The 18,746-nt window shown below is 70.1% G+C and carries 13 protein-coding genes; 7 read left to right on the plus strand and 6 right to left on the minus strand.

What is annotated here, in order from left to right:
- Positions 1-17 precede the first annotated feature (17 nt).
- The 4 genes from ACSRUE_RS22990 (at position 18) to ACSRUE_RS23005 (ending at position 4,717) form a co-directional block, all read left to right on the plus strand.
- On the plus strand, positions 18-728 hold the full coding sequence (locus tag ACSRUE_RS22990) for a MotA/TolQ/ExbB proton channel family protein (protein ID WP_441292874.1): 711 nt from the start codon (positions 18-20) through the stop codon (positions 726-728).
- Positions 679-1,140, plus strand: coding sequence for an ExbD/TolR family protein (locus ACSRUE_RS22995; protein ID WP_441292875.1), 462 nt, complete (start codon positions 679-681; stop codon positions 1,138-1,140). The genes ACSRUE_RS22990 and ACSRUE_RS22995 overlap by 50 nt, the downstream gene beginning before the upstream one ends.
- Before the next feature lie 10 nt (positions 1,141-1,150).
- A complete protein-coding gene (locus ACSRUE_RS23000; protein ID WP_441292876.1) occupies positions 1,151-1,582 on the plus strand; it encodes an ExbD/TolR family protein in 432 nt (143 codons plus the stop codon).
- Between the two features lie 252 nt (positions 1,583-1,834).
- Entirely contained in the window at positions 1,835-4,717 is a 2,883-nt protein-coding gene (locus ACSRUE_RS23005) for a carboxypeptidase regulatory-like domain-containing protein (protein ID WP_441292877.1), read from the plus strand.
- Here ACSRUE_RS23005 and ACSRUE_RS23010 read toward each other — a convergent pair.
- Entirely contained in the window at positions 4,707-5,066 is a 360-nt protein-coding gene (locus ACSRUE_RS23010; protein ID WP_441292878.1) for a hypothetical protein, read from the minus strand. The two genes, ACSRUE_RS23005 and ACSRUE_RS23010, sit on opposite strands and share 11 nt — an antisense overlap.
- Before the next feature lie 10 nt (positions 5,067-5,076).
- Between ACSRUE_RS23010 and ACSRUE_RS23015 the strand changes: the two genes are divergently transcribed.
- Positions 5,077-6,231 (plus strand): T9SS C-terminal target domain-containing protein, encoded by a 1,155-nt coding sequence (locus ACSRUE_RS23015; RefSeq protein ID WP_441292879.1) that lies wholly within the window; start codon positions 5,077-5,079, stop codon positions 6,229-6,231.
- Between the two features lie 129 nt (positions 6,232-6,360).
- On the opposite strand, the gene ACSRUE_RS23020 is transcribed toward ACSRUE_RS23015, so the two are convergent.
- Complete coding sequence (locus ACSRUE_RS23020) at positions 6,361-7,008, minus strand: hypothetical protein (protein ID WP_437707773.1); 648 nt, start codon at positions 7,006-7,008, stop codon at positions 6,361-6,363.
- 206 nt (positions 7,009-7,214) lie between these two features.
- Between ACSRUE_RS23020 and ACSRUE_RS23025 the strand changes: the two genes are divergently transcribed.
- Together ACSRUE_RS23025 and ACSRUE_RS23030 are read left to right on the plus strand one after the other, a co-directional pair.
- A complete protein-coding gene (locus tag ACSRUE_RS23025; protein WP_441292880.1) occupies positions 7,215-8,603 on the plus strand; it encodes a sigma 54-interacting transcriptional regulator in 1,389 nt (462 codons plus the stop codon).
- 961 nt (positions 8,604-9,564) lie between these two features.
- Positions 9,565-10,869, plus strand: a complete 1,305-nt coding sequence (locus ACSRUE_RS23030) for a GRAS family protein (RefSeq protein WP_437766350.1) — start codon at positions 9,565-9,567, stop codon at positions 10,867-10,869.
- A 119-nt stretch (positions 10,870-10,988) separates the two neighbouring features.
- Here ACSRUE_RS23030 and ACSRUE_RS23035 read toward each other — a convergent pair whose 3' ends face one another.
- The 4 genes from ACSRUE_RS23035 to gltB all read right to left on the minus strand — a co-directional run bounded on the left by ACSRUE_RS23035 (position 10,989) and on the right by gltB (position 18,604).
- Positions 10,989-11,399, minus strand: a complete 411-nt coding sequence (locus tag ACSRUE_RS23035) for a hypothetical protein (protein WP_441292881.1) — start codon at positions 11,397-11,399, stop codon at positions 10,989-10,991.
- Between the two features lie 160 nt (positions 11,400-11,559).
- Positions 11,560-12,555, minus strand: a complete 996-nt coding sequence (locus tag ACSRUE_RS23040) for an MDR/zinc-dependent alcohol dehydrogenase-like family protein (protein ID WP_441292882.1) — start codon at positions 12,553-12,555, stop codon at positions 11,560-11,562.
- Between the two features lie 9 nt (positions 12,556-12,564).
- Positions 12,565-14,004, minus strand: coding sequence for a glutamate synthase subunit beta (locus ACSRUE_RS23045; RefSeq protein WP_441292883.1), 1,440 nt, complete (start codon positions 14,002-14,004; stop codon positions 12,565-12,567).
- Positions 13,997-18,604, minus strand: coding sequence for a glutamate synthase large subunit (gltB, locus tag ACSRUE_RS23050; protein WP_441292884.1), 4,608 nt, complete (start codon positions 18,602-18,604; stop codon positions 13,997-13,999). The genes ACSRUE_RS23045 and gltB overlap by 8 nt, the downstream gene beginning before the upstream one ends.
- Positions 18,605-18,746 lie beyond the last annotated feature (142 nt).

Below are 18,746 nucleotides of genomic sequence, written 5' to 3' on the forward strand. Positions count from 1 at the left end.
AACGAAGGAGGTTAACCATGATGCAGTTTGATCTCGGGCACATCTGGGCGAGCATGGGGCTTTTGAGCAAGCTCGTCGCGTTCGCCCTCGTGCTCATGGCGCTGGCGAGCGTCGCCGTCGTGGTGGAGCGGCTCATCGCGCTCGCGCGTCAGGCGTCGGAGACCCGGCGCTTCGCGAGGGAGGCGCGCCCCGTGATGGAGGCCTGGGACACCGCGCGGCTCGTCTCGATCGCCGACGGGTACGGACGCTCCGCGCTCGCCCGGCTCGTCGGTGCTGCGGTGCGCCGCTTCCAGCGCGCCGTCGAGGCCGGCGAGGGCGGCGTGCCGCCGGTGGAGCTCGCGCGCCGCGAGGCGTCGCGGCGCCGGGAGGCGATCTCCGCCGACCTGCGCCGCGGCCTCTCGGTGCTCGCGACGGTCGGCTCGGTGGCCCCGTTCGTCGGGCTGCTCGGCACCGTCATCGGCATCATCACCGCCTTCCAGACCATCGCCTCGACCGGCTCGGGCGGCCTCGGCGCCGTGAGCGCCGGCATCTCCGAGGCGCTCATCGTCACCGCGCTCGGGCTCGCGGTCGCCATCCCGGCGGTGCTTTGCTTCAACTACCTCACCACCCGAATCGCCGCTGTGGAGCTCGCGCTCGAGCGCAGCGCGGGTGAGCTCATCGACGAGATGGAGAACGAACATGGGCGTTCGAGCGGAGAGCAGTCGCTCGGGTCGGCAGCAGCCGCCTGAGCCGGAGATCAACGTCACGCCGCTCGTCGACGTGGTGCTCGTGCTCCTCATCATCTTCATGGTGATCGCGCCCCAGATGGAGCACGGCGAGCGGGTCGAGCTCCCGGCGGTGTTTCAGCCGGATCCGAGGTCGAAATCGAAGCTCGACCCGATCTACGTGACGATCACCGGCGCAGGAGCCGTGTTCCTCGAGAAGGAGGCCGTCCCCGACCTCGGCTCTCTCGGCGAGCGGCTGCGGGCCATCCGCGCTGCCGAGCCGGAGCGCCGGGTGGTCATCAAGGGCGACTCCTCGGTGAGGTACGGCCGCGTGCGGGAGGCCTTCGCGCTGTGCCAGGAGGTCGGGTTCGCCGGGATCTCGCTGCAGGTGAGCCAGCGGGGCGGCGGGGCGTCCGCGGAGCCGGAGGAGGGATAGCGCCGTGGGGATGAGCGTTCCGCAGGGCCGGGGCAAGAAGGGCGGCGTCGCGCCGAGCATGAACGTGACGCCGCTCGTCGACGTGGTGCTCGTGCTCCTCATCATCTTCATGGTCGTGACGCCGCTGCTCGCCAAGCAGTTCTGGCTGAATCTGCCCAAGAAGGACGACACCGCGAAGCTCGCGCCGCCTCCCGTCGACGCCGACAAGCCCGTGGTGCTCACGGTGGATCAGCGCGGCGTCCTCCGCATCAACCAGGCCGAGGTGCAGCGTGGCGAGCTGAAGGAGCGGCTCGCGCGCATCTTCGCGGCGCGCTCGGACAACGTTCTTTACTTCGACGCGGATGACGAGGCCGTCTACGCGGTCGCCGTGGAGGCCATGGACGCCGCGCGCATGGGCGGGGCCAAGACGATCGCCGTCTTGACGGAGAAGCCCGCGCGCTGAGCCAGGGCAGAGGCCCGATGAGGTGAAGTCGAGGCGCGCGGGAGCCGCCGCCGCGTCGCTCGAGCGCGCGAGTGCGGCGGGGTGCGCGGGAGAGGGCGCGAGTTGGCCCTCCGCTCTCCTCATCAGACGGGCGCGCGTGCGCCCGGCCATCGAATCGAGAGTCGCGCCCGGGCTCGGAGCGCGCGGAGGGACAGGTGCATGAGTCGCAGAAGGATCTCGGGGGTAGTCGCAGCGCTGGTGACACCGCTTTGCTTGGGGGCCACGGCCTTCGCGCAGGGCGACCCAGGAGCCGCTGCGCCGCAGCCGGACGGCGCGGCGCCTCAGGCCGGCGGCCCTGCGGCGGAGGACGTCGGGGGGCTCGACGAGCCGAGCCCGTCGCGCCCGCCGCCCGAGGGGAAAGGCGTCGTGTGGGGCGTCGTCACGGACACCGCCACGAAAGAGCCCTTGCTCGACGCCCAGGTCTCCGTCGTGGGGACGAAGCTCAAGGCGATCGCCGACCTCGACGGGCGGTATCGCCTGGAGCTCCCGCCGGGCATCCATCAGCTGCGGGTCTGGTACGAGGCGTACAAGCCGCAGCGCGTGCAGGACGTACGTGTGACCGCCGGGCAGGTGGTCCAGGTCGATGTCGGCCTCGATCCCGATCAGCAGACCGAGGAGGTCATCGAGGTCGAGTTCGAGCCGGAGCGGGCGAGCGTCGCGGCGCAGCTGCTCATCCGGAAGAACGCGGCCCACGTGGGCGACGCGGTCGGCGCGAAGGAGATCGCGAAGACACCCGATCGCAACGCCGCCGAGGCCGCGAAGCGCATCGTCGGCGCGACCGTGGTGGACAGCAGGTACGTCTACGTCCGCGGCCTGGGCGAGCGCTACACGAACGCGCTCCTCAACGGCGCCCCGCTGCCGAGCCCCGAGCCCGACCGGCAGGCCGTCCCGCTGGACCTCTTTCCGTCGCTGGTCCTCAGCGACATCACCGTCGTCAAGACGTTCACGCCCGATCTTCCCGGCGACTTCGCGGGCGGCTCGGTCCAGGTCAACACGCGCGAGCTCCCGACCCAATTCCTCTTCCAGGCGTCCCTGTCGCTCGGGTTGAACAGCCAGGCGACGTTCCGGGATCGCCTGAGCTACGCCGGCTCGGGCACCGACTGGCTCGGGATCGACGGCGGCGCGCGCGCGCTTCCCGGCGAGATCCCCGACTACAAGGTGGTGCGGCTCGGCCCCAAGCCCGGCGGCGGCACCATCACGAGGGACGAGATGACGGCCTATGGGCGGGCGATCAACTCGTCAATGGCGACGACACGGTCGTTCACCCCGCCGAACGGGAGCGGCAGCGTGGTCGTCGGCGACACCCTGAAGCTCGGCGGCGAGCAGCGCCTCGGTTACATCGCCACCCTGAGCTATGGCCGGAAGTTCGGTCCGCGCGCCAAAGAGCGCGCCAGCACCTTCGAGCCCGATCCTGTGAGCGGCGAGCCCGTGCGCAAGAGCGATACCAGCACCGGAAGCATCCGTGATCAGGTGTCCTGGGGCACCTTCGCCAGCGTCACCTACAACCCGGACCAGAACCACAAGGTGACGATCACCGGACTCCACAGCCGCTCGTCGGAGGACCTGGCCAGCGAGATCAACGGGAACCCTGCAGACGGCAGCAGCGCGTTTCGCGACACCCAGCAGCGGTTCATCTCGCGCGCCCTCTCGTTGGGTCAGCTCCAGGGAGAGCATCGCTTCGGTGCGCTGGACGGCGGTAGCGTCGACTGGAAGGCGTCCATCTCCCACGCGTCCTCGGACGAGCCCGATACGAGGGAGACCGTCTACATCAGGGACGACACGAGCGGAGCCTACGCGTGGGACGAGGGCACGCTGAGCGGCGCCCATTTCTTCAGCGACATGACCGACACGAACTACGGCGGGCAGCTCTCCTATACCCAGCCTCTCGTCCGTGGGGACGCTCCGACCCGGCTGAAGTTGGGCGGTCTGTTCAACCTTCGAGAGCGCGAGTTCAACGTGCGCCGGTTTCGGTTCAAGCAGCGCCCGGGCTCGGATCCGACGATCCTGCGCCAGGAGCCGGGCCAGCTGTTCTCCGATGACAACATCGGCGCGGCGCTCGAGCTGGAGGAGATCACGCGCGAGACCGACTCCTACACGGCGAACGGCGATCTCTACGCAGGCTACGTGATGACCGACGCCGCCATCACACGATGGCTCCGCGCGGTGCTCGGCGCCCGGATCGAGGCCTCCACGCTGTCGCTGAGGGCGTTCGACAGGTACTCCTCGGCGAACCCCGAGATCAAGACCGAGAGTGACAAGGTCGATCTCCTGCCTGCGGCCAACGTCATCGTCAAGGCGAGCTCGATCTCGAATGTCAGGCTCGGCGTGTCCAAGACGGTGGCTCGACCCCAGCTTCGCGAGCTCAGCCCGACTTTGTACCAGGAGGGATACAGCGGGAGAGAGGCGCAAGGCAATCCCGACCTCGGGCGGACGAGCATCGTGAACGCCGATCTCCGCTTCGAGCTCTTCCCGACGGCCGGCGAGGTGGTCGCGGTCAGCGTCTTTTATAAGCACTTCCAGGATCCGATCGAGGAGATCATCTTCCCGAACGGCGGCAGAGGCAGGCTCAGCTACGTGAACGGAGACGCCGGTCATGTCGCCGGGGTCGAGCTCGAGGTCAGGAAGGGCCTGGGCTTCATCACCCCGCTCCTGAAGGAGGTCACGGCGCTTGGAAACCTCACGTTCGTGCGGTCGGAGGTGACGGTCGATCCAGAGAACACCGCGGGAGGGGTCACCATCCAGAGCAACCCGACGCACCCGCTCCAGGGACAATCTCCCTTCGTCGTCAACCTGGGACTCGACTATGCCAGAGAGTCGACCGGCACGAGCGCCCGGCTCCTCTACAACGTGTTCGGCGCCCGGCTCAAGCGGGTGGGCGCCAGAGGGCTGGAGGACGAGTACGAGCAGCCGCGGCACCACATCGATCTGACCGTGGCCCAGCGCCTCGGCGAGCACGTCGAGCTGAAGCTGGCCGGTGAGAACCTCATCGATGCGCCCGTCCGCGTCACCCAGGGGAAAGCGGATGATGAGGACAAGATCATCAGCCAGCACAGCGTTGGAACGACTGTGACGTTGAGCGCGGCGTTCAGCTACTGAGCACCTGCCATGCAATCGTCACGCGGCGCTCGTCCCGAGTTTTCCTACATGCGCCATGTTGGGGCAGGAGGTAGAATAAATTGCGTACATTCAAATTGGCCTTGATTTGCGCCTCGGCGCTGTCCGTCGCGGCGTTGGCTGCGTGCGGCGATGACGACTCGATCTCCCCGTCCTCGACCAGCACCTCGTCCGCGAGCAGCTCCGCCAGCGGCGGTGACGGTGGCGGTGGCGGCGACGGCGGCGGCGGTGGTGGTGGTGGTGGTGGTGGCGGCGACGTCAGCGCCGATTGCTCCTCTCCGGTAGAGGTCAGCGAGGCGATCACCGCCAGCACGAAGTGGACCGCCGACAAGTGCTACCTCATGAAGGGGATCCTCTTCGTCGAGCGCGGCGCGACCCTGACCATCGAGCCCGGCACGAAGATCATGGGCGAGAAGGTGAGCCTCGCCACGCTCGTCGTGAAGCCCGGCGCCAAGATCAACGCCAAGGGCACGGCGAGCAAGCCCATCGTTTTCACGAGCCAGGGCGAGAAGGGCGATCGCGCCGCCGGCGACTGGGGCGGCGTCATCCTGCTCGGCGAGGCGCCCGTCAACGTCGAAGGCGGCAAGGCCAGCGTCGAGGGCATCACCGGCGAAGGCACCGAGTACGGCGGCGACAAGCCGGCGGACAGCAGCGGTGTCCTCGAGTACGTGCGCATCGAGTTCAGCGGGATCCTCCTCTCTCAGGACAACGAGGTCAACGGCCTCACCTTCGCCGGCGTGGGCTCCGGGACGACCGTCGATCACGTGATGGTGCACCACACGCTCGACGATTGTTTCGAGTTCTTCGGCGGCACCGTCAACGCGAAGCACCTCATCTGCGCGCAGAACGGCGACGACGGCTTCGACTGGGATCTCGGCTACACCGGAAAGCTCCAGTTCCTCGCGCTCCAGCAGGACCCGTCCGTGGCCGACGAGACGAACGGCTTCGAGGGCGACAACGACGCCGACTCGTCGGCCAACACGCCCCTCAGCGAGCCGACGATCTACAACGCGACCCTGTGCGGCAAGAACAAGGACGTCGACAAGCAGCAGTACGGCATGCTGCTCCGCCGCTCGACGAAGGCCCACATCTTCAACACCATCGTGACCGGCTTCGAGGCGGGGGTGGATCTCCGTAACGAGCTCACCGAGGTCGAGCTCGCGAGCTCGATCTTCTTCGGCAACATCGAGGCGAACATCGCCTACGAAGAGACCGACACCGCGGCGGCGACCGAGTCGAAGCTCGACGACGACGACGACGCTGGCACGGACGAGGTCGCGTGGTTCGAGGGCGAGGCGACCAACAGCACCGAGGATCCCGGGCTCGCCGACTGCTTCGCCGCCACGCCCGACTTCCGGCCTGAGGCCACGCTGACCGAGAACGCGGCGACCCCGCCGGATGACGGCTTCTTCGACGCGGAGGCGAAGTACATCGGCGCCTTCAAGGCCGAGGACACCTGGGCGACGGGCGCCTGGGTCTCGTTCGACGCGAACTGACGCGGCGCCGTCCGCGCCGGCCCATCGCGGATGCGGCGGGCGGACCGGATCCGTGGCGAGAGTAATGACGAAGGCCGGCTCTTCAGCCGGCCTTTATCGTCTCTGGCGTCACGACTCCGCCGCAGGCGCTCAGCGCACCCGCGGCGTAAACCCGGACACACTGCTGCGATGCTCGCTGCATACGCCTCGCGCGTCCGCGGTCTCCTTGAATGACACCCTTCCGCACACCTCGCAGATGCACAGGTGTGCGCGATAGAACTCCCGGTCGAGCAGGATGTCGGCGGCGAGCAAGCTGAGCACAATGTCGCCGAGGAAGTCGATCTCGCGCGGCGAGGCGACCCAGACGGGACGGCCGCCGACCGCCGCCCGGCGGACCCTGCCCCCGTAGATCGCCGCGTTCAGGAAGCGATCGTCGGCGACGGGCGCGATCAGCCCCCGGAGGGCCGTGATGACGCGCCCGCGGGCCTTGTGGATGAGCTCCTCGAGGTTGCTGCCGCCGTCGGCCCGGGGATCGAGCATGACGGGCGTCGCGCCGGGCTCGCGCACGATCTGGGGGCGCTTCATCAGGCCCGGGGTCACGAGGTGGTCCACGAACCAGTCCTGGAGGTCCTTGGGCGTCCACTCGGACGCCGGCCACTCCAGGAACTCGAGAGCGCCGCGGAGGCCGCTGATGCTCTGGAGACCGGGGTGGGTGGGGAGGCTCGGCAGGGTGCGGGATGTGTGCAGACGCCGGGACGAGCGGCGGCTCGCCTCCTCGATGTTGCGGCCGGATCCCATGTTCACCTCGAGGGCAGACCCCCGGTCCCGATGGATGCGAGCTCTTGCGGAGGCCACCATGCCGAGGGAACAAGCACAACTTGTGCCGAACCTGGCGAACGGGGCGAGCTGGATTTGCTGGGAGTTCTGCCCGGAGAGCCTTCGCAGGCTGTTGGGATGGCCGGCCACTGGCCGGCCAGGTTCTTCAACGGGTAAGATTGCGCCCGATGGACCACTCCACCGTCCGCGTCTCGGTTTCACCGGAGCCCTCGGTCGCCGAGCCTGTCCCCGGCATCGTCCTGATCTTCTCGGGGGATCAGCCGCGCTGCGCTCCCATCCCGCTGGATCGTGGCTCCGTGGTGGTGGGTCGCGGAGGCGTCGGCGGCGTGCCGCTCATGGACGACTCGCTCATGTCGCGGCGACACGCCCGCATCGCGTACGACGGCGGCGCCTGGACCGTGGAGGACCTCGGCAGCACCAACGGGACGTCGGTCAACGGCGAGCCGATCCGCGGCGAGGTGCGGAGGGACGCGATCCAGGTCGTCGGCGCGGGGACGTCGGTGTTCCTCGCGCTCAGCGACATCCGGAGCTTCGCGCGCGGGGCCGTGCGCCTCGAAAAGGAGAGCGTCCTCGGGCCGAGGCTGCAGCTGATTTACGACACGATCCTCCGCGCCGCGGCCGGGGGAGACAGCCTCCTCGTGACGGGCGAGAGCGGCACGGGCAAAGAGCTCGCGGCGCGCGCCTACCACGAGGCGGGGCCGCAGGCGCGCGGCCCGTTCGTCGCTGTCAACTGCGCGGCCATCCCGGAGGGCCTGGCGGAGCGGCTCCTCTTCGGCGCCAGGCGCGGCGCTTACTCCGGCGCGACGCACGACACCGACGGCTATGTGCAGGCCGCCCACGGAGGCACGCTCTTCCTCGACGAGGTGGCGGAGCTCGACGCGGCCGTCCAGGCGAAGCTGCTGCGGACGATCGACACCCGGCAGGTCCTCGAGCTCGGCGCGGTCGCGCCCCGCCCGGTGCAGATCCGGATCTGCGCGGCGACACACGACCTCCGCGCCCGCGTCGCCCAGGGCCGCTTCCGGGATGATCTCTACTACCGTATCGGCCGGCCCGAGGTCCGGCTCCCGCCCCTCCGCGAGCGGACCGAGGAGATCCCGTGGCTGTTCGCGCAATGCGCAAAGGCGGTCGGCGCGGCCGCTCAAAGCGCGCCGCCGACGATCCATCATTCGATGATCATCGCGTGCGCGATGCGCCGATGGCCCGGGAATCTGCGCGAGTTCGTCGGCGAGGCGCGGCGCGCCGTGACGCGCGCGCTCGACGAGGGGCGGCGCACGGTCGAGGCCAAGGATCTGGATCCGCTCGCCGGCGTCGGGCTGAGCCCCGAGTCGATCGAGCCGCAGGCCCGGCCGGCGGCGAGCGATGTTCGACCGGCGCGCGCAGGACAGGCGCCGCCCGAAGACGAGATCGCCGAGGCGCTTCGCCTCGAGCGAGGCAATGTGTCTCGCGCGGCCATCAGGCTCGGAGTGCACAGGAATCGAATTCGACGCTGGCTCGAGAAGAATGGCGTCGATCGCTCCCACTTCGCCGAGGGAAGCGACCTGTCCGATAACGACTGAACCGCTGGCGCCCGCCGTCGCATGCACAGGTGCAGGAGTGCGTCAATGGCGCCGCCGCGTCGCTGGAGAGCGCTCGTCTTCCGGCTGCGTCGCGATGACGAAGTCGCTCCCGGCGTAGGCTGCTGAGCCCGAGGGGGCGGTCGTTCCATACATCACCTCCAGCAAACGCGCTGCGCCTTCCGAAGGCCTGAAGGCCGTCGCGGCGCTGTTTATCGGGCGAAGGAGCGCCCGATCGTCGCAGGGTTGCCTCCATCTGGCGACGTATAACGTGGGCTCGATCGACCGAACGCCCATGTATAGGGACTTTACAGAGCTGAATATGCGGGTTGTAATGTTGTGTGTAAGCCCCGTCCCCCGCGATGTGCTGTCACGACCACGGTCAATTCAACGAGCCCGGCGCGCGCTCGCCAGGTCGGAGCCCACGATGCGCCCTGAAGAGACCACCGGTGAAGTGTGCCCTGGCCTGCGCGTCGCGCGGCCTGCGTCATCGAGGCCGCGCTCCTCGAGATCCGCGCGCGCCGGGGCCGGCGGGGCTTCCGCCTGCGGCGCGATCTCGCGCGCCTCGCGGGACGCCTACGAGTGCCTACGTCTGTCGCCAAAAGACAGGCTCGGACGGCGCGCGGAACACGAGGACGGGGGCGCGACGCACAATGACGATCTTGGGCTTGACCGGGCGGGCGGCTTCATCGATGTACAGAGAGTTGTCTGTCGGGTCTCCCTGCGAGCTCAAGCCCCGTCGCGTCACGGGCGGGCGCCGCGCTTCGCGGCCTCGCCGCGGGCGCGCGGCCGCCGAACGCCTGCCCCTTGCTCGCCGTCGGGCTCTCCCTCAGCGACATCTGCAAACATTGAAACCCCTGGCTCCTGCGAGGTGGTCGACGTCATGCGTTCTCGCCTGAAATCGGCTGCCCGCGGAGAGCCCAGCCAGGACGGCGGGCTGCCTGGTTGAACAGCCCTGGACACCATGAACGCGATCCGTAGACACGTATCGGCCGAAGAGGCGCCTCTTAGCCTACGAGCGCACATCGAGGGGCCCACCAGCTCGACCGCGTCCAGCCCAGGGCAGCAGCCGAGCTCGGGGACCCGCCAAACCCACTCGCGTCGCCGCCCGTTCCTGAGCCGCCTCCTGGCGGCGGGCGAGGCGATCGACGCGGGGGATACCGAGCGCGCGAGGGCCCTCCTCGAGGGCATCCTGCGGGCCGAGCCCGATACGGGGGACGCGTCCGAACGCATCTCTGGCGTGTTTGGCCGGGCGCTGCTCGCCCGCCTGGACGGAGATCGCTCCGGCGACGGGAATCTGTACCTGCGCAGCGCTGGGCCGCGGGACATGCTCGCGGCGTTTCAGCTGCTCGTGCACGCGACGCCGCTCATCCGGTTCGGCTACCTCAGCGCGAACGCGGCCATCGTCGAGGCGTTCCAGGACGAAGGGGAGATCCACGTCATCGACATCGGTGTTGGCGGCGGTACGCAGTGGCCATTCCTGCTACACCGGCTGGCGACGCGGCCCGGCGGGCCGCCGCGGGTCCGGCTGACCGGCATCGATCTGCCGTGCCGGGGCCCCGATCCCGAGCAGCGGCTGCGCTGGGCGGGCGCGTTCATCGGGGGGTGGGCGGAGCGCCTGAAGGTCCCCTTCGAGTTCCACGGCGTCGCGTCCTCGGTGGAGCGCGTCGACTGGAGCCGTATCGCGTCCCGCTCCACGGCGCCCATCGCGGTCAATGCGGCGTTCGCATTGCACCACGTGCCGGATGCCTCGGTGCACGCCACCGCGAACCGCGACACCATCCTCACGAGGATCCGCGCGCTGTCGCCGCGTGTGCTGACGCTCGTCGAGCCGGATGTGGAGCACAACGCGCACCAGTTCCTCCCGCGGCTGTCGGAGGCGATCGGCCACTACTACGCGGTATTCCAGGCGCTCGAGGCGCTGCTCCCGCCGCACATCGCCGCGCGGGAGACCATCGAGCAGGTCTTCTTCGGGCAGGAGGTGATGAACGTGGTGGTGGGCGAGGGGGCCGCGCGGGTCGAGCGGCACGAGCGCCGGGGCGCCTGGCAGCGCCGCCTCCGCATGAACGGCTTCGAGCCGCTCCGCGTCTCGCCGCACGAGTCGCTTGTCCGCGGAGCGCTCCGTCTGAGCCAGGGGTTCGACGTCCGGAGCGACGAGCCCGCGCTCCTGCTCATGCGCAACGGCGTGTCCATCGTGGCGGCGTCGGCGTGGCGTCCGCGGCAGCTCCCGCCGCCATCGCGGTTCATGTCCGGCCTGTTCCGCCGCTAGGAGCGCGGCACAGCGCAGGTGAGCCCATAACGCACGAATCTGCGCCTCTCTACCAACAACCGCTTCCAACAACCGCTTCCCTGTCCGGATCACCTCCGGACGCGAGCGGCACCTCGCCCTCAGCGCCTCAGGAGGGCGAATGCCACCCAGAGCGCCAGCGCGCCGAGCGCGAGGCAGGCGAGGGCGATCCACAGGGCGCGGCGCTTGTACATTGCGATTTCCTGGAGGTCGCGCCGGTACTCCGGCGTGCGACCGCCCTCGGCCGCGGACCGGGGGTGGTGGAGGGGGAGAGGGCTCAGCCCTTCGCGCCTGACGAGCTCGAACAGCACCGAGCCGCGCGCCTGGGCCCGCGCGAGCTGCCCCAGCAGCTCACGGCGACAATGAAGGCAAAACGTCGACGCATCCTCTTCGATGCCGACGAGGTCGAGCTCCCGCAGCCGCTGCTGCTCCCAGCGCTCCCTGGCTTGCCGGGCCTCGTTGTGCGCGTCCTCTCGGCGGTCGTCGTGGTGCGGGCTATCCTTCTCGCTCATCGCAGCTCCTGATAGGGGGCGCGGCCTGCGTCCCCCTAGAAGGATCTATTCCGGCCAGCCGCGAGAAATTCTCACGCAATGCGCCTGGCGACCATGCCGCGCTGGCCGCAAGCGACCCGGACAAGCAGCCGAAAGCCGGCGAGCGGCGAGCTCGCCGAGCTCAGCGGGTGACGAGCACCTTGAGGGCGCCGGGCGCGGCGGCGGCCGCCAGCGCCTCTGCGGCGCGCTCCAGCGGGAGCCGCGCCGACACGAGGGAGCGGACATCGACGGTCCGGGCCTCGAGGGCGCGCAGCGCTGGCCCGAACAGCCCGCAGCGCGACCCGACGACGGTGATCTCGTTGATGACGAGCTCCGCGAGGTGGACGCTGGAGAGCCCGGCCACCGTGCTCTTGAGCACGAGCGTGCCCCTGGGCCGGGTCGCGCGGACGGCCCTCACGAACCCCTCGGCGGTGCCAGTGGCCTCGACCACCAGCTCGGCCGGATCTCCGGCCCAGGCGCCCAGGGGCGGCGAGGCACCGGCGTCGGCCTGGCCCGAGGGCTCCGGGCGAACGAGCTCGGTCGCGATGCCCTGCGCGCGCAGCAGGGCGAGCTTCTCCTCGTGTTTGCCGACCGCGAGGACGCGGGCGCCGGCCTGGTGGAGCACCTGCGCGATGAGCAGGCCGAGCTTCCCGTCGCCGAACACGAGCGCCGACGCGCCCGGCGACACACGCACCTGCTCCAGGATCGCGAACGCCGCCGCGAGCGGCTCCGCGAACACCGCCTCCTCGTCGTCGACCCCGTCGGCCACGGCGTGGAGGTTCGCCACGGGCACCGCGACGCGCTCCGCCAGCGCGCCGTCGGCGCCGACGATGCCCATGACCGTGCGTGCCGGGCAGTGCCTGCCCAGCCCGCGCGCGCAGCTCTCGCAGCGGCCGCACGCGAAGTTGATCTCGCCCACCACGCGGCGGCCGCGCCAGGCGGCCGGGCCCTCCACGACGTCGCCGACGAACTCGTGCCCGAGCGTGCCGCGGAAGCCCATGTAACCTTGGATGATCTCGAGATCCGTGTTGCAGATCCCGGCGCACCGCACCTCGACCACGGCCATGCCGGCCGTGGTCGAGGGGGGGTCGCGGTCGATGACGCGCGCGGCCGTTCCGTCCCAGACCAGCGCTCGCACGGTCGAGCTCTAGCCCGCCGCGAGCGCCAGCCGGCGCTTCGCCGGCTGCATCAGGTACGCGTCGACCGCGTCCGCGGCCTTGCGCCCCTCCGCGATGGCCCAGACGACGAGGCTCTGGCCGCGCGACATGTCGCCGGCGGCGAAGACGCCCTCCACGCTGGTGCGCCCGCCGTGGACCTTCACGTTGCCGCGCTGGTCCATCTCGACGCCGAGCTGCTCGAGCAGCCCCTCGCGCTCGGAGCCGACGAAGCCCATCGCGAGCAGGACGAGCTCGCACGGGATCTCGAACTCGCTCCCCGGGACCGGCACGAACTTCCCGCCTTCCAGCTTCACCCGCGTCGCCTGGAGCGCGCGGACGTGCCCGTGCTCGTCCCCGAGGAACGCGGTGGTCGACACCGACCAGTCGCGTTCGCCGCCCTCCTCGTGCGAGGACGAGGTGCGGAGGATGAGCGGCCACGCGGGCCACGGGTTCGTCAGCGAGCGCTGCTCGGGGGGGCGGGGGAGGAGCTCGAGCTGCGTCACGTGCGCCGCGCGGTGGCGGTGGCTCGTGCCGAGGCAGTCGGAGCCGGTGTCGCCGCCGCCGATGACGACCACCCGCTTGTCCGTGGCGAAGATCGCCTCGCTGTCGGGGATCACGTCGCCGGCGACCCGCTTGTTCTGCTGGGTCAGGAAATCCATCGCGAAATGGACGCCCTTCAGCTCCCGGCCGGGCACCGGCAGGTCGCGCGGCCGGCGCGCCCCGCCGCACAGCACGACGGCGTCGTACTGCTCGCGCAGGGCGTCGCCGGTGATGTCGACGCCGCAGTGGACGCCCGTGCGGAAGGTCACCCCCTCGGCCTGCATCTGCTCCATGCGCCGGTCGATGAGGTGCTTCTCCATCTTGAAGTCGGGGATGCCGTACCGGAGCAGGCCGCCGATGCGGTCGTCGCGCTCGAAGAGCGTCACGTCGTGGCCCTTGCGCGCGAGCTGCTGGGCAGCAGCGAGCCCGGCGGGCCCCGAGCCGACCACCGCGACCTTCTTGCCCGTGCGCTGCTTCGCGATGACCGGCGCCACCAGGTTCCGGTCGAACGCGCGATCCGCGATCGCGCGCTCGACGTTCTTGATGGTGACCGGCTTGCCCTCGATGTTCAGCACGCACCCCGCCTCGCAAGGCGCGGGGCACACGCGCCCGGTGAACTCGGGGAAGTTGTTCGTCGCGTCGAGCGACGCGATCGCCTCCGGGAGGCGATCGCGGAACATGTGATCGTTCCAGTCGGGGATCAGGTTCCCGAGCGGACACCCGTCGTGACAGAACGGGATGCCGCAGTCCATGCACCGCGCTGCCTGATCGCGCAGCTCGGCGTCGGGGACCGGGAGCTCGAACTCCTGCCAGTCGTTCAAACGCTCCGAGACGGGCCGCTTCTTGATGTCGACCCGCTGGATCTCGAGGAAGCCTCGTACCTTACCCATGGGCGGCCGACCTCTCTCCCGTGCTCAGGGGACCCGCGTTGGCGGGGATGTAACGTCCAGTGGAAACATAGGGGGTGGAAGGAGAAAGGAGAGACACGAGCCTGTCGGACCCGTCCGCCCCGTTCGTCGCGGGCGACGCCGCGGCCTCCAGGGCGCGGCGGTACTCGCTCGGGACGACCTTCACGAACTTCGACAGGACGGCCTGCCAGGAGTCGAGCAGCTCGATCGCCTTCCGGCTGCCCGTGCGCCGCACGTGCTCCTCGAGCAGCGCCCGCACCGACTCGGCGTCGGCGGTGGTCATCGTCTCGAGCTGCACCATCTCCTTGTTGCAGCGCGCCTCGAAGAGCGCGTCCTCGTCGAAGACGTAGGCGAGCCCGCCGCTCATGCCGGCCCCGAAGTTGCGGCCGGTGGTGCCGAGGATGATCACGGTGCCGCCCGTCATGTACTCGCAGCCGTGGTCGCCCACGCCCTCGACGACGGTGGTGGCCCCGCTGTTCCGGACCGCGAAGCGCTCGCCCGCGCGGCCGTTGAAGAACGCGCGGCCGCCCGTCGCGCCGTACAGCACGACGTTGCCCACGATGACCTGATCGTCCGGCCGGAACGGCGCCTCGCGCGGCGGCCGCACCGCGACCACGCCGCCCGAGAGGCCCTTGCCGACGTAGTCGTTCGCGTCGCCCTCGAGCTCGAGCGTCATGCCCCGCGAGGCGAAGGCGCCGAAGCTCTGGCCGGCGCTGCCGGCGCACTTGACCACGATGCTGTCCTCGGGGAGCCCGGCGCTGCCGTGGCGGCGCGCGATCTCGCCGCTCAGCATCGCGCCGAGCGTCCGATCCGAGTTCTTGACGCGGGTCTCGATGACGACGGGAGCCCCGCCGTCGATCGTCGCGCGCGCCTTCTCGATGAGCTTGAGGTCGAGCACCCGGTCGAGCTTGTGGTCCTGCAGCTCCACGCAGTGGGTCGGGCTCGTGAGCGCCTCCTTCGGGCGGTACAGCACCTCGGAGCAGTCGATCTTCCTCGCCTTCGGGTGGAGCCCGGCGCTCCGCTGCACGATGCAGTCGGAGCGCCCGACCATCTCGGTCAGCGTGCGGAAGCCCAGGCGCGCCATGATCTGCCGGAGCTCCTCGGCCACGTAGAAGAAGAAGTTGATGACGTGCTCCGGCGCGCCCGTGAATTTCTTGCGGAGCTCGGGGTCCTGCGTGGCGATGCCGACCGGGCAGGTGTTGAGGTGGCACTTGCGCATCATGATGCAGCCGGTCGCGACCAGCGGCGCCGTGGAGAAGCCGAACTCCTCGGCGCCGAGCAGCGCGGCGAACGCGACGTCGCGGCCCGTCATCAGCTTGCCGTCGGTCTGCACGATGGCGCGGCCGCGGAGCCCGTTCATCACGAGCACCTGGTGCGCCTCGGCGAGGCCGAGCTCCCACGCGACGCCCGCGTGGTGGATCGACGTGAGCGGGGAGGCGCCGGTGCCGCCCGAGTCGCCGCTGATCAGCACCACGTCGGCGTGCGCCTTCACGACGCCCGCGGCGATGGTGCCGACGCCCGCCTCGGCGACGAGCTTCACGCTGATGCGCGCCTTCGAGTTGATGTTCTTCAGGTCGAAGATGAGCTGCGCGAGATCCTCGATCGAGTAGATGTCGTGGTGCGGAGGCGGCGAGATCAGCGTCACGCCGGGCGTCGAGTGGCGCACCTTCGCGATCACCGCGTCGACCTTGTGGCCCGGGAGCTGGCCGCCCTCGCCGGGCTTGGCCCCCTGCGCCATCTTGATCTGCAGCTCGTCGGCGTTCACGAGGTACTCGGCCGTGACGCCGAACCGCGCCGAGGCGACCTGCTTCACCGCGCTCCGCTTCGAGTCGCCGTTCGGCAGCCGGAGGAAGCGCACCGGGTCCTCGCCGCCCTCGCCGGTGTTCGACCGCGCGCCGATCCGGTTCATCGCGATCGCGAGCGTCTCGTGCGCCTCCTTCGAGATGCTCCCGAAGGACATGGCGCCCGTGGCGAAGCGCTTCACGATCGAGGCGGCGGGCTCGACCTCCTCGAGCGGCACCGGCGGGCCCGCGGGCCTGAAGTCCCACAGCCCGCGGAGCGACATCGGGTGCTCCTGCTGCTCGTTGATGATGGAGGCGTACTCGGCGTAGCTCTTCGCGTCGTCGAGGCGGACCGCCCGCTGGAGCGAGGCGATCGACTGCGGCGTCCAGAGGTGCCGCTCGCCGGACACGCGGAAGTGGTGGTGGCCGCCGACGTCGAGGTGCGCGCGCGCCCGCTCGCCGTACGCCGCGTGGTGGCGCGCGAGCGCCTCCTCCGCGATCTCGCGCAGCCCGACGCCGCGGACGCGCGACGCCGTGCCGGTGAAGTACGCGTCGATGACGAGCTGATCGATGCCGATCGCCTCGAAGATCTGCGCGCCCTGGTAGCTGGAGAGCGCGCTGATCCCCATCTTCGACATGATCTTCAGGATGCCCTTCTTGAGCCCCTTCACGTAGCGCGAGCCCGCCGCGGTCGGCGAGAGGTCGGCGCCGAGGGTCTTGTCGCGGCACATCGCCGCGATCGACTCGAACGCGAGGTACGGGTTCACCGCGCCGGCGCCGTAGCCGATGAGCAGCGCCATGTGGCCGACCTCGCGCGCCTCGCCGGTCTCGACGATGATGCCCGCGCGCGTGCGCGCCCCCTCGTTGATGAGGTGGTGGTGCACGGCGCCCACCGCGAGCAGGCTCGGGATGGGGGCGAGCGTCTCGTCGATGCCGCGGTCGCTGAGGATGAGGATGCTCGCGCCGTCGGCGATCGCGCGGCTCGCGTCCTTGCAGAGCTTCGCGATCGCGGCGCGCAGGTTGTCCTCCGGGTCGCCGTCGACCGGGAAGTACATGGGCAGCGTGGCCGCGCGGAAGTCGGGGAAGACGTTCTTCCGCAGCTTCGACAGGTCGTCCTGCGTGAGGATCGGGTGCGGCAGCTCGAGCATCCGGCACTGGCGGGGCGTCTCCTCGAGGAGGTTGCCCTCGCCGCCGACGCAGCTCACGAGCGACATCACGATCTCCTCGCGGAGCGGGTCGATCGGCGGGTTCGTGACCTGCGCGAACAGCTGCTTGAAGTAGCGGAAGAGCAGCTGGGGCTTCTCGGAGAGCACGGCGAGCGGGATGTCGATGCCCATCGAGCCCACCGGCTCCTCGCCGAGGGTCGCCATCGGCCCGAGGATCATCCGCAGGTCCTCCTCGGTGTAGCCGAACGCCTGCTGCAGGCCCCGGAGGTCCGCGTGCGGGATGGTGTAGAGGCTCGGCACGTCCTCGAGGGCGCGCAGATCGATCTTGTTCTCGGCGACCCACGCCGCGTAGGGCTTCTGCGTCGCGACGCGGCGCTTGATCTCGTCGTCGCTGACGACGCGACCCTCGGTCGTGTCGACGAGGAACATCTTGCCCGGCTGGAGGCGCCCCTTCTGGATCACGCGCGCCGGCTCGATGTCGAGGACGCCGAACTCGCTCGCGAGCACGACGAGCCCGTCGCTCGTCACGACGTACTTCGCGGGGCGCAGCCCGTTCCGGTCGAGCGTCGCGCCGATCAGCCGTCCGTCCGTGAAGCACAGCGCCGCGGGGCCGTCCCACGGCTCGATCAGACAGCCGTGGTACTCGTAGAACGCCTTCTTCTCGGCCGACATGTCCGGGTCGAGCGCCCAGGCCTCGGGCACGAGCATCATCATCACGTGGGGCAGCGAGCGGCCGCTCGCGAGCAGGAAGTCGACCACGTTGTCGAGCGCGGACGAGTCGGAGCCGCCCGGGCGGATGATCGGCTTGAAGTCCTCGATCGCGTTCGCGAAGACATCGCTCTTCAGCAGCGCCTCGCGCGCCGACATCCACGCGGTGTTGCCGCGCACGGTGTTGATCTCGCCGTTGTGCGCGATGACCCGGTACGGGTGCGCGCGCTCCCACGTGGGGAAGGTGTTCGTGGAGAAGCGCGAGTGCACCATCGCGAGCCGCGACACGGTGCGCTTGTCGGACAGATCGGGGTAGAACGCCGCGACCTGCTCCGCGAGCATCAGGCCCTTGTAGACGACCGTCCGCGACGAGCACGACGTGATGTAGAAGTCGTCGGCGTTGGCGGCGCGGCCGGCGCGCTTGCGGATCGCATAGAGGACCTGCTCGAAGGACTGGCGAGGCGCGACCCTGCCGATGAACAGCTGGCGGATCGCGGGGCGCGAGTCGCGCGCGATCGGGCCGAGCGCCGCGTCGTCGATGGGGACGTCGCGCCAGCCGAGGACGCGCTGTCCGTGGTGCACGACCGCGGCCTCGAGGATCGCCTCGCACTGGCGGCGCCGCGACGGGAGCTGGGAGAAGAACGCCGTCGCGACGGCGTAGTCGCCGGGAGCGGGCAGCGCGATGCCAAGGGCGGCCAGGGACGTGGCGTACAGCTCGTGCGGGATCTGGAGGAGGACGCCCGCGCCATCGCCGGTGCAGGGGTCGCAGCCAGCGGCGCCGCGATGGGTTAGATTTTCGAGGATCTCGAGCGCTTGGCAAACGACCTCGTGCGTCGCTTCACGGCGGAGCGTGGCGACGAATCCGAGACCGCATGCGTCGTGTTCGAAAGCCGGATCGTAAAGACCTTGTCGTTGGGGCAGAGGCATGGTGCTGACTTCACACGCGCGTAGCACAGGTGGCACAGGGATTGGAGCCCTAGTTTAATGCGGCGCGCCAGGAGCCGCGGAACCGGGCCCAAAATGGGGGAGGGGTGTCGCCTTGACCGTGGGCCGCCGCGCCCGGCGGCGG

It is taken from the genome of Sorangium sp. KYC3313, from assembly GCF_052075895.1.
In the GTDB taxonomy this organism is placed as follows: Bacteria; Myxococcota_A; Polyangia; order Polyangiales; family Polyangiaceae; genus Sorangium; species Sorangium cellulosum_B.

Coding starts and splice junctions, on each gene's coding strand:
- ACSRUE_RS22990 (WP_441292874.1), top strand. CDS start 18: ATGATGCAGTTTGATCTCGGGCACATCTGGGCGAGCATGGGGCTTTTG.
- ACSRUE_RS22995 (WP_441292875.1), top strand. CDS start 679: ATGGGCGTTCGAGCGGAGAGCAGTCGCTCGGGTCGGCAGCAGCCGCCT.
- ACSRUE_RS23000 (WP_441292876.1), top strand. CDS start 1,151: ATGAGCGTTCCGCAGGGCCGGGGCAAGAAGGGCGGCGTCGCGCCGAGC.
- ACSRUE_RS23015 (WP_441292879.1), top strand. CDS start 5,077: ATGAAGGGGATCCTCTTCGTCGAGCGCGGCGCGACCCTGACCATCGAG.
- ACSRUE_RS23020 (WP_437707773.1), bottom strand. CDS start 7,008: ATGGGATCCGGCCGCAACATCGAGGAGGCGAGCCGCCGCTCGTCCCGG.
- ACSRUE_RS23025 (WP_441292880.1), top strand. CDS start 7,215: ATGGACCACTCCACCGTCCGCGTCTCGGTTTCACCGGAGCCCTCGGTC.
- ACSRUE_RS23030 (WP_437766350.1), top strand. CDS start 9,565: ATGAACGCGATCCGTAGACACGTATCGGCCGAAGAGGCGCCTCTTAGC.
- ACSRUE_RS23035 (WP_441292881.1), bottom strand. CDS start 11,399: ATGAGCGAGAAGGATAGCCCGCACCACGACGACCGCCGAGAGGACGCG.
- ACSRUE_RS23045 (WP_441292883.1), bottom strand. CDS start 14,004: ATGGGTAAGGTACGAGGCTTCCTCGAGATCCAGCGGGTCGACATCAAG.
- gltB (WP_441292884.1), bottom strand. CDS start 18,604: ATGCCTCTGCCCCAACGACAAGGTCTTTACGATCCGGCTTTCGAACAC.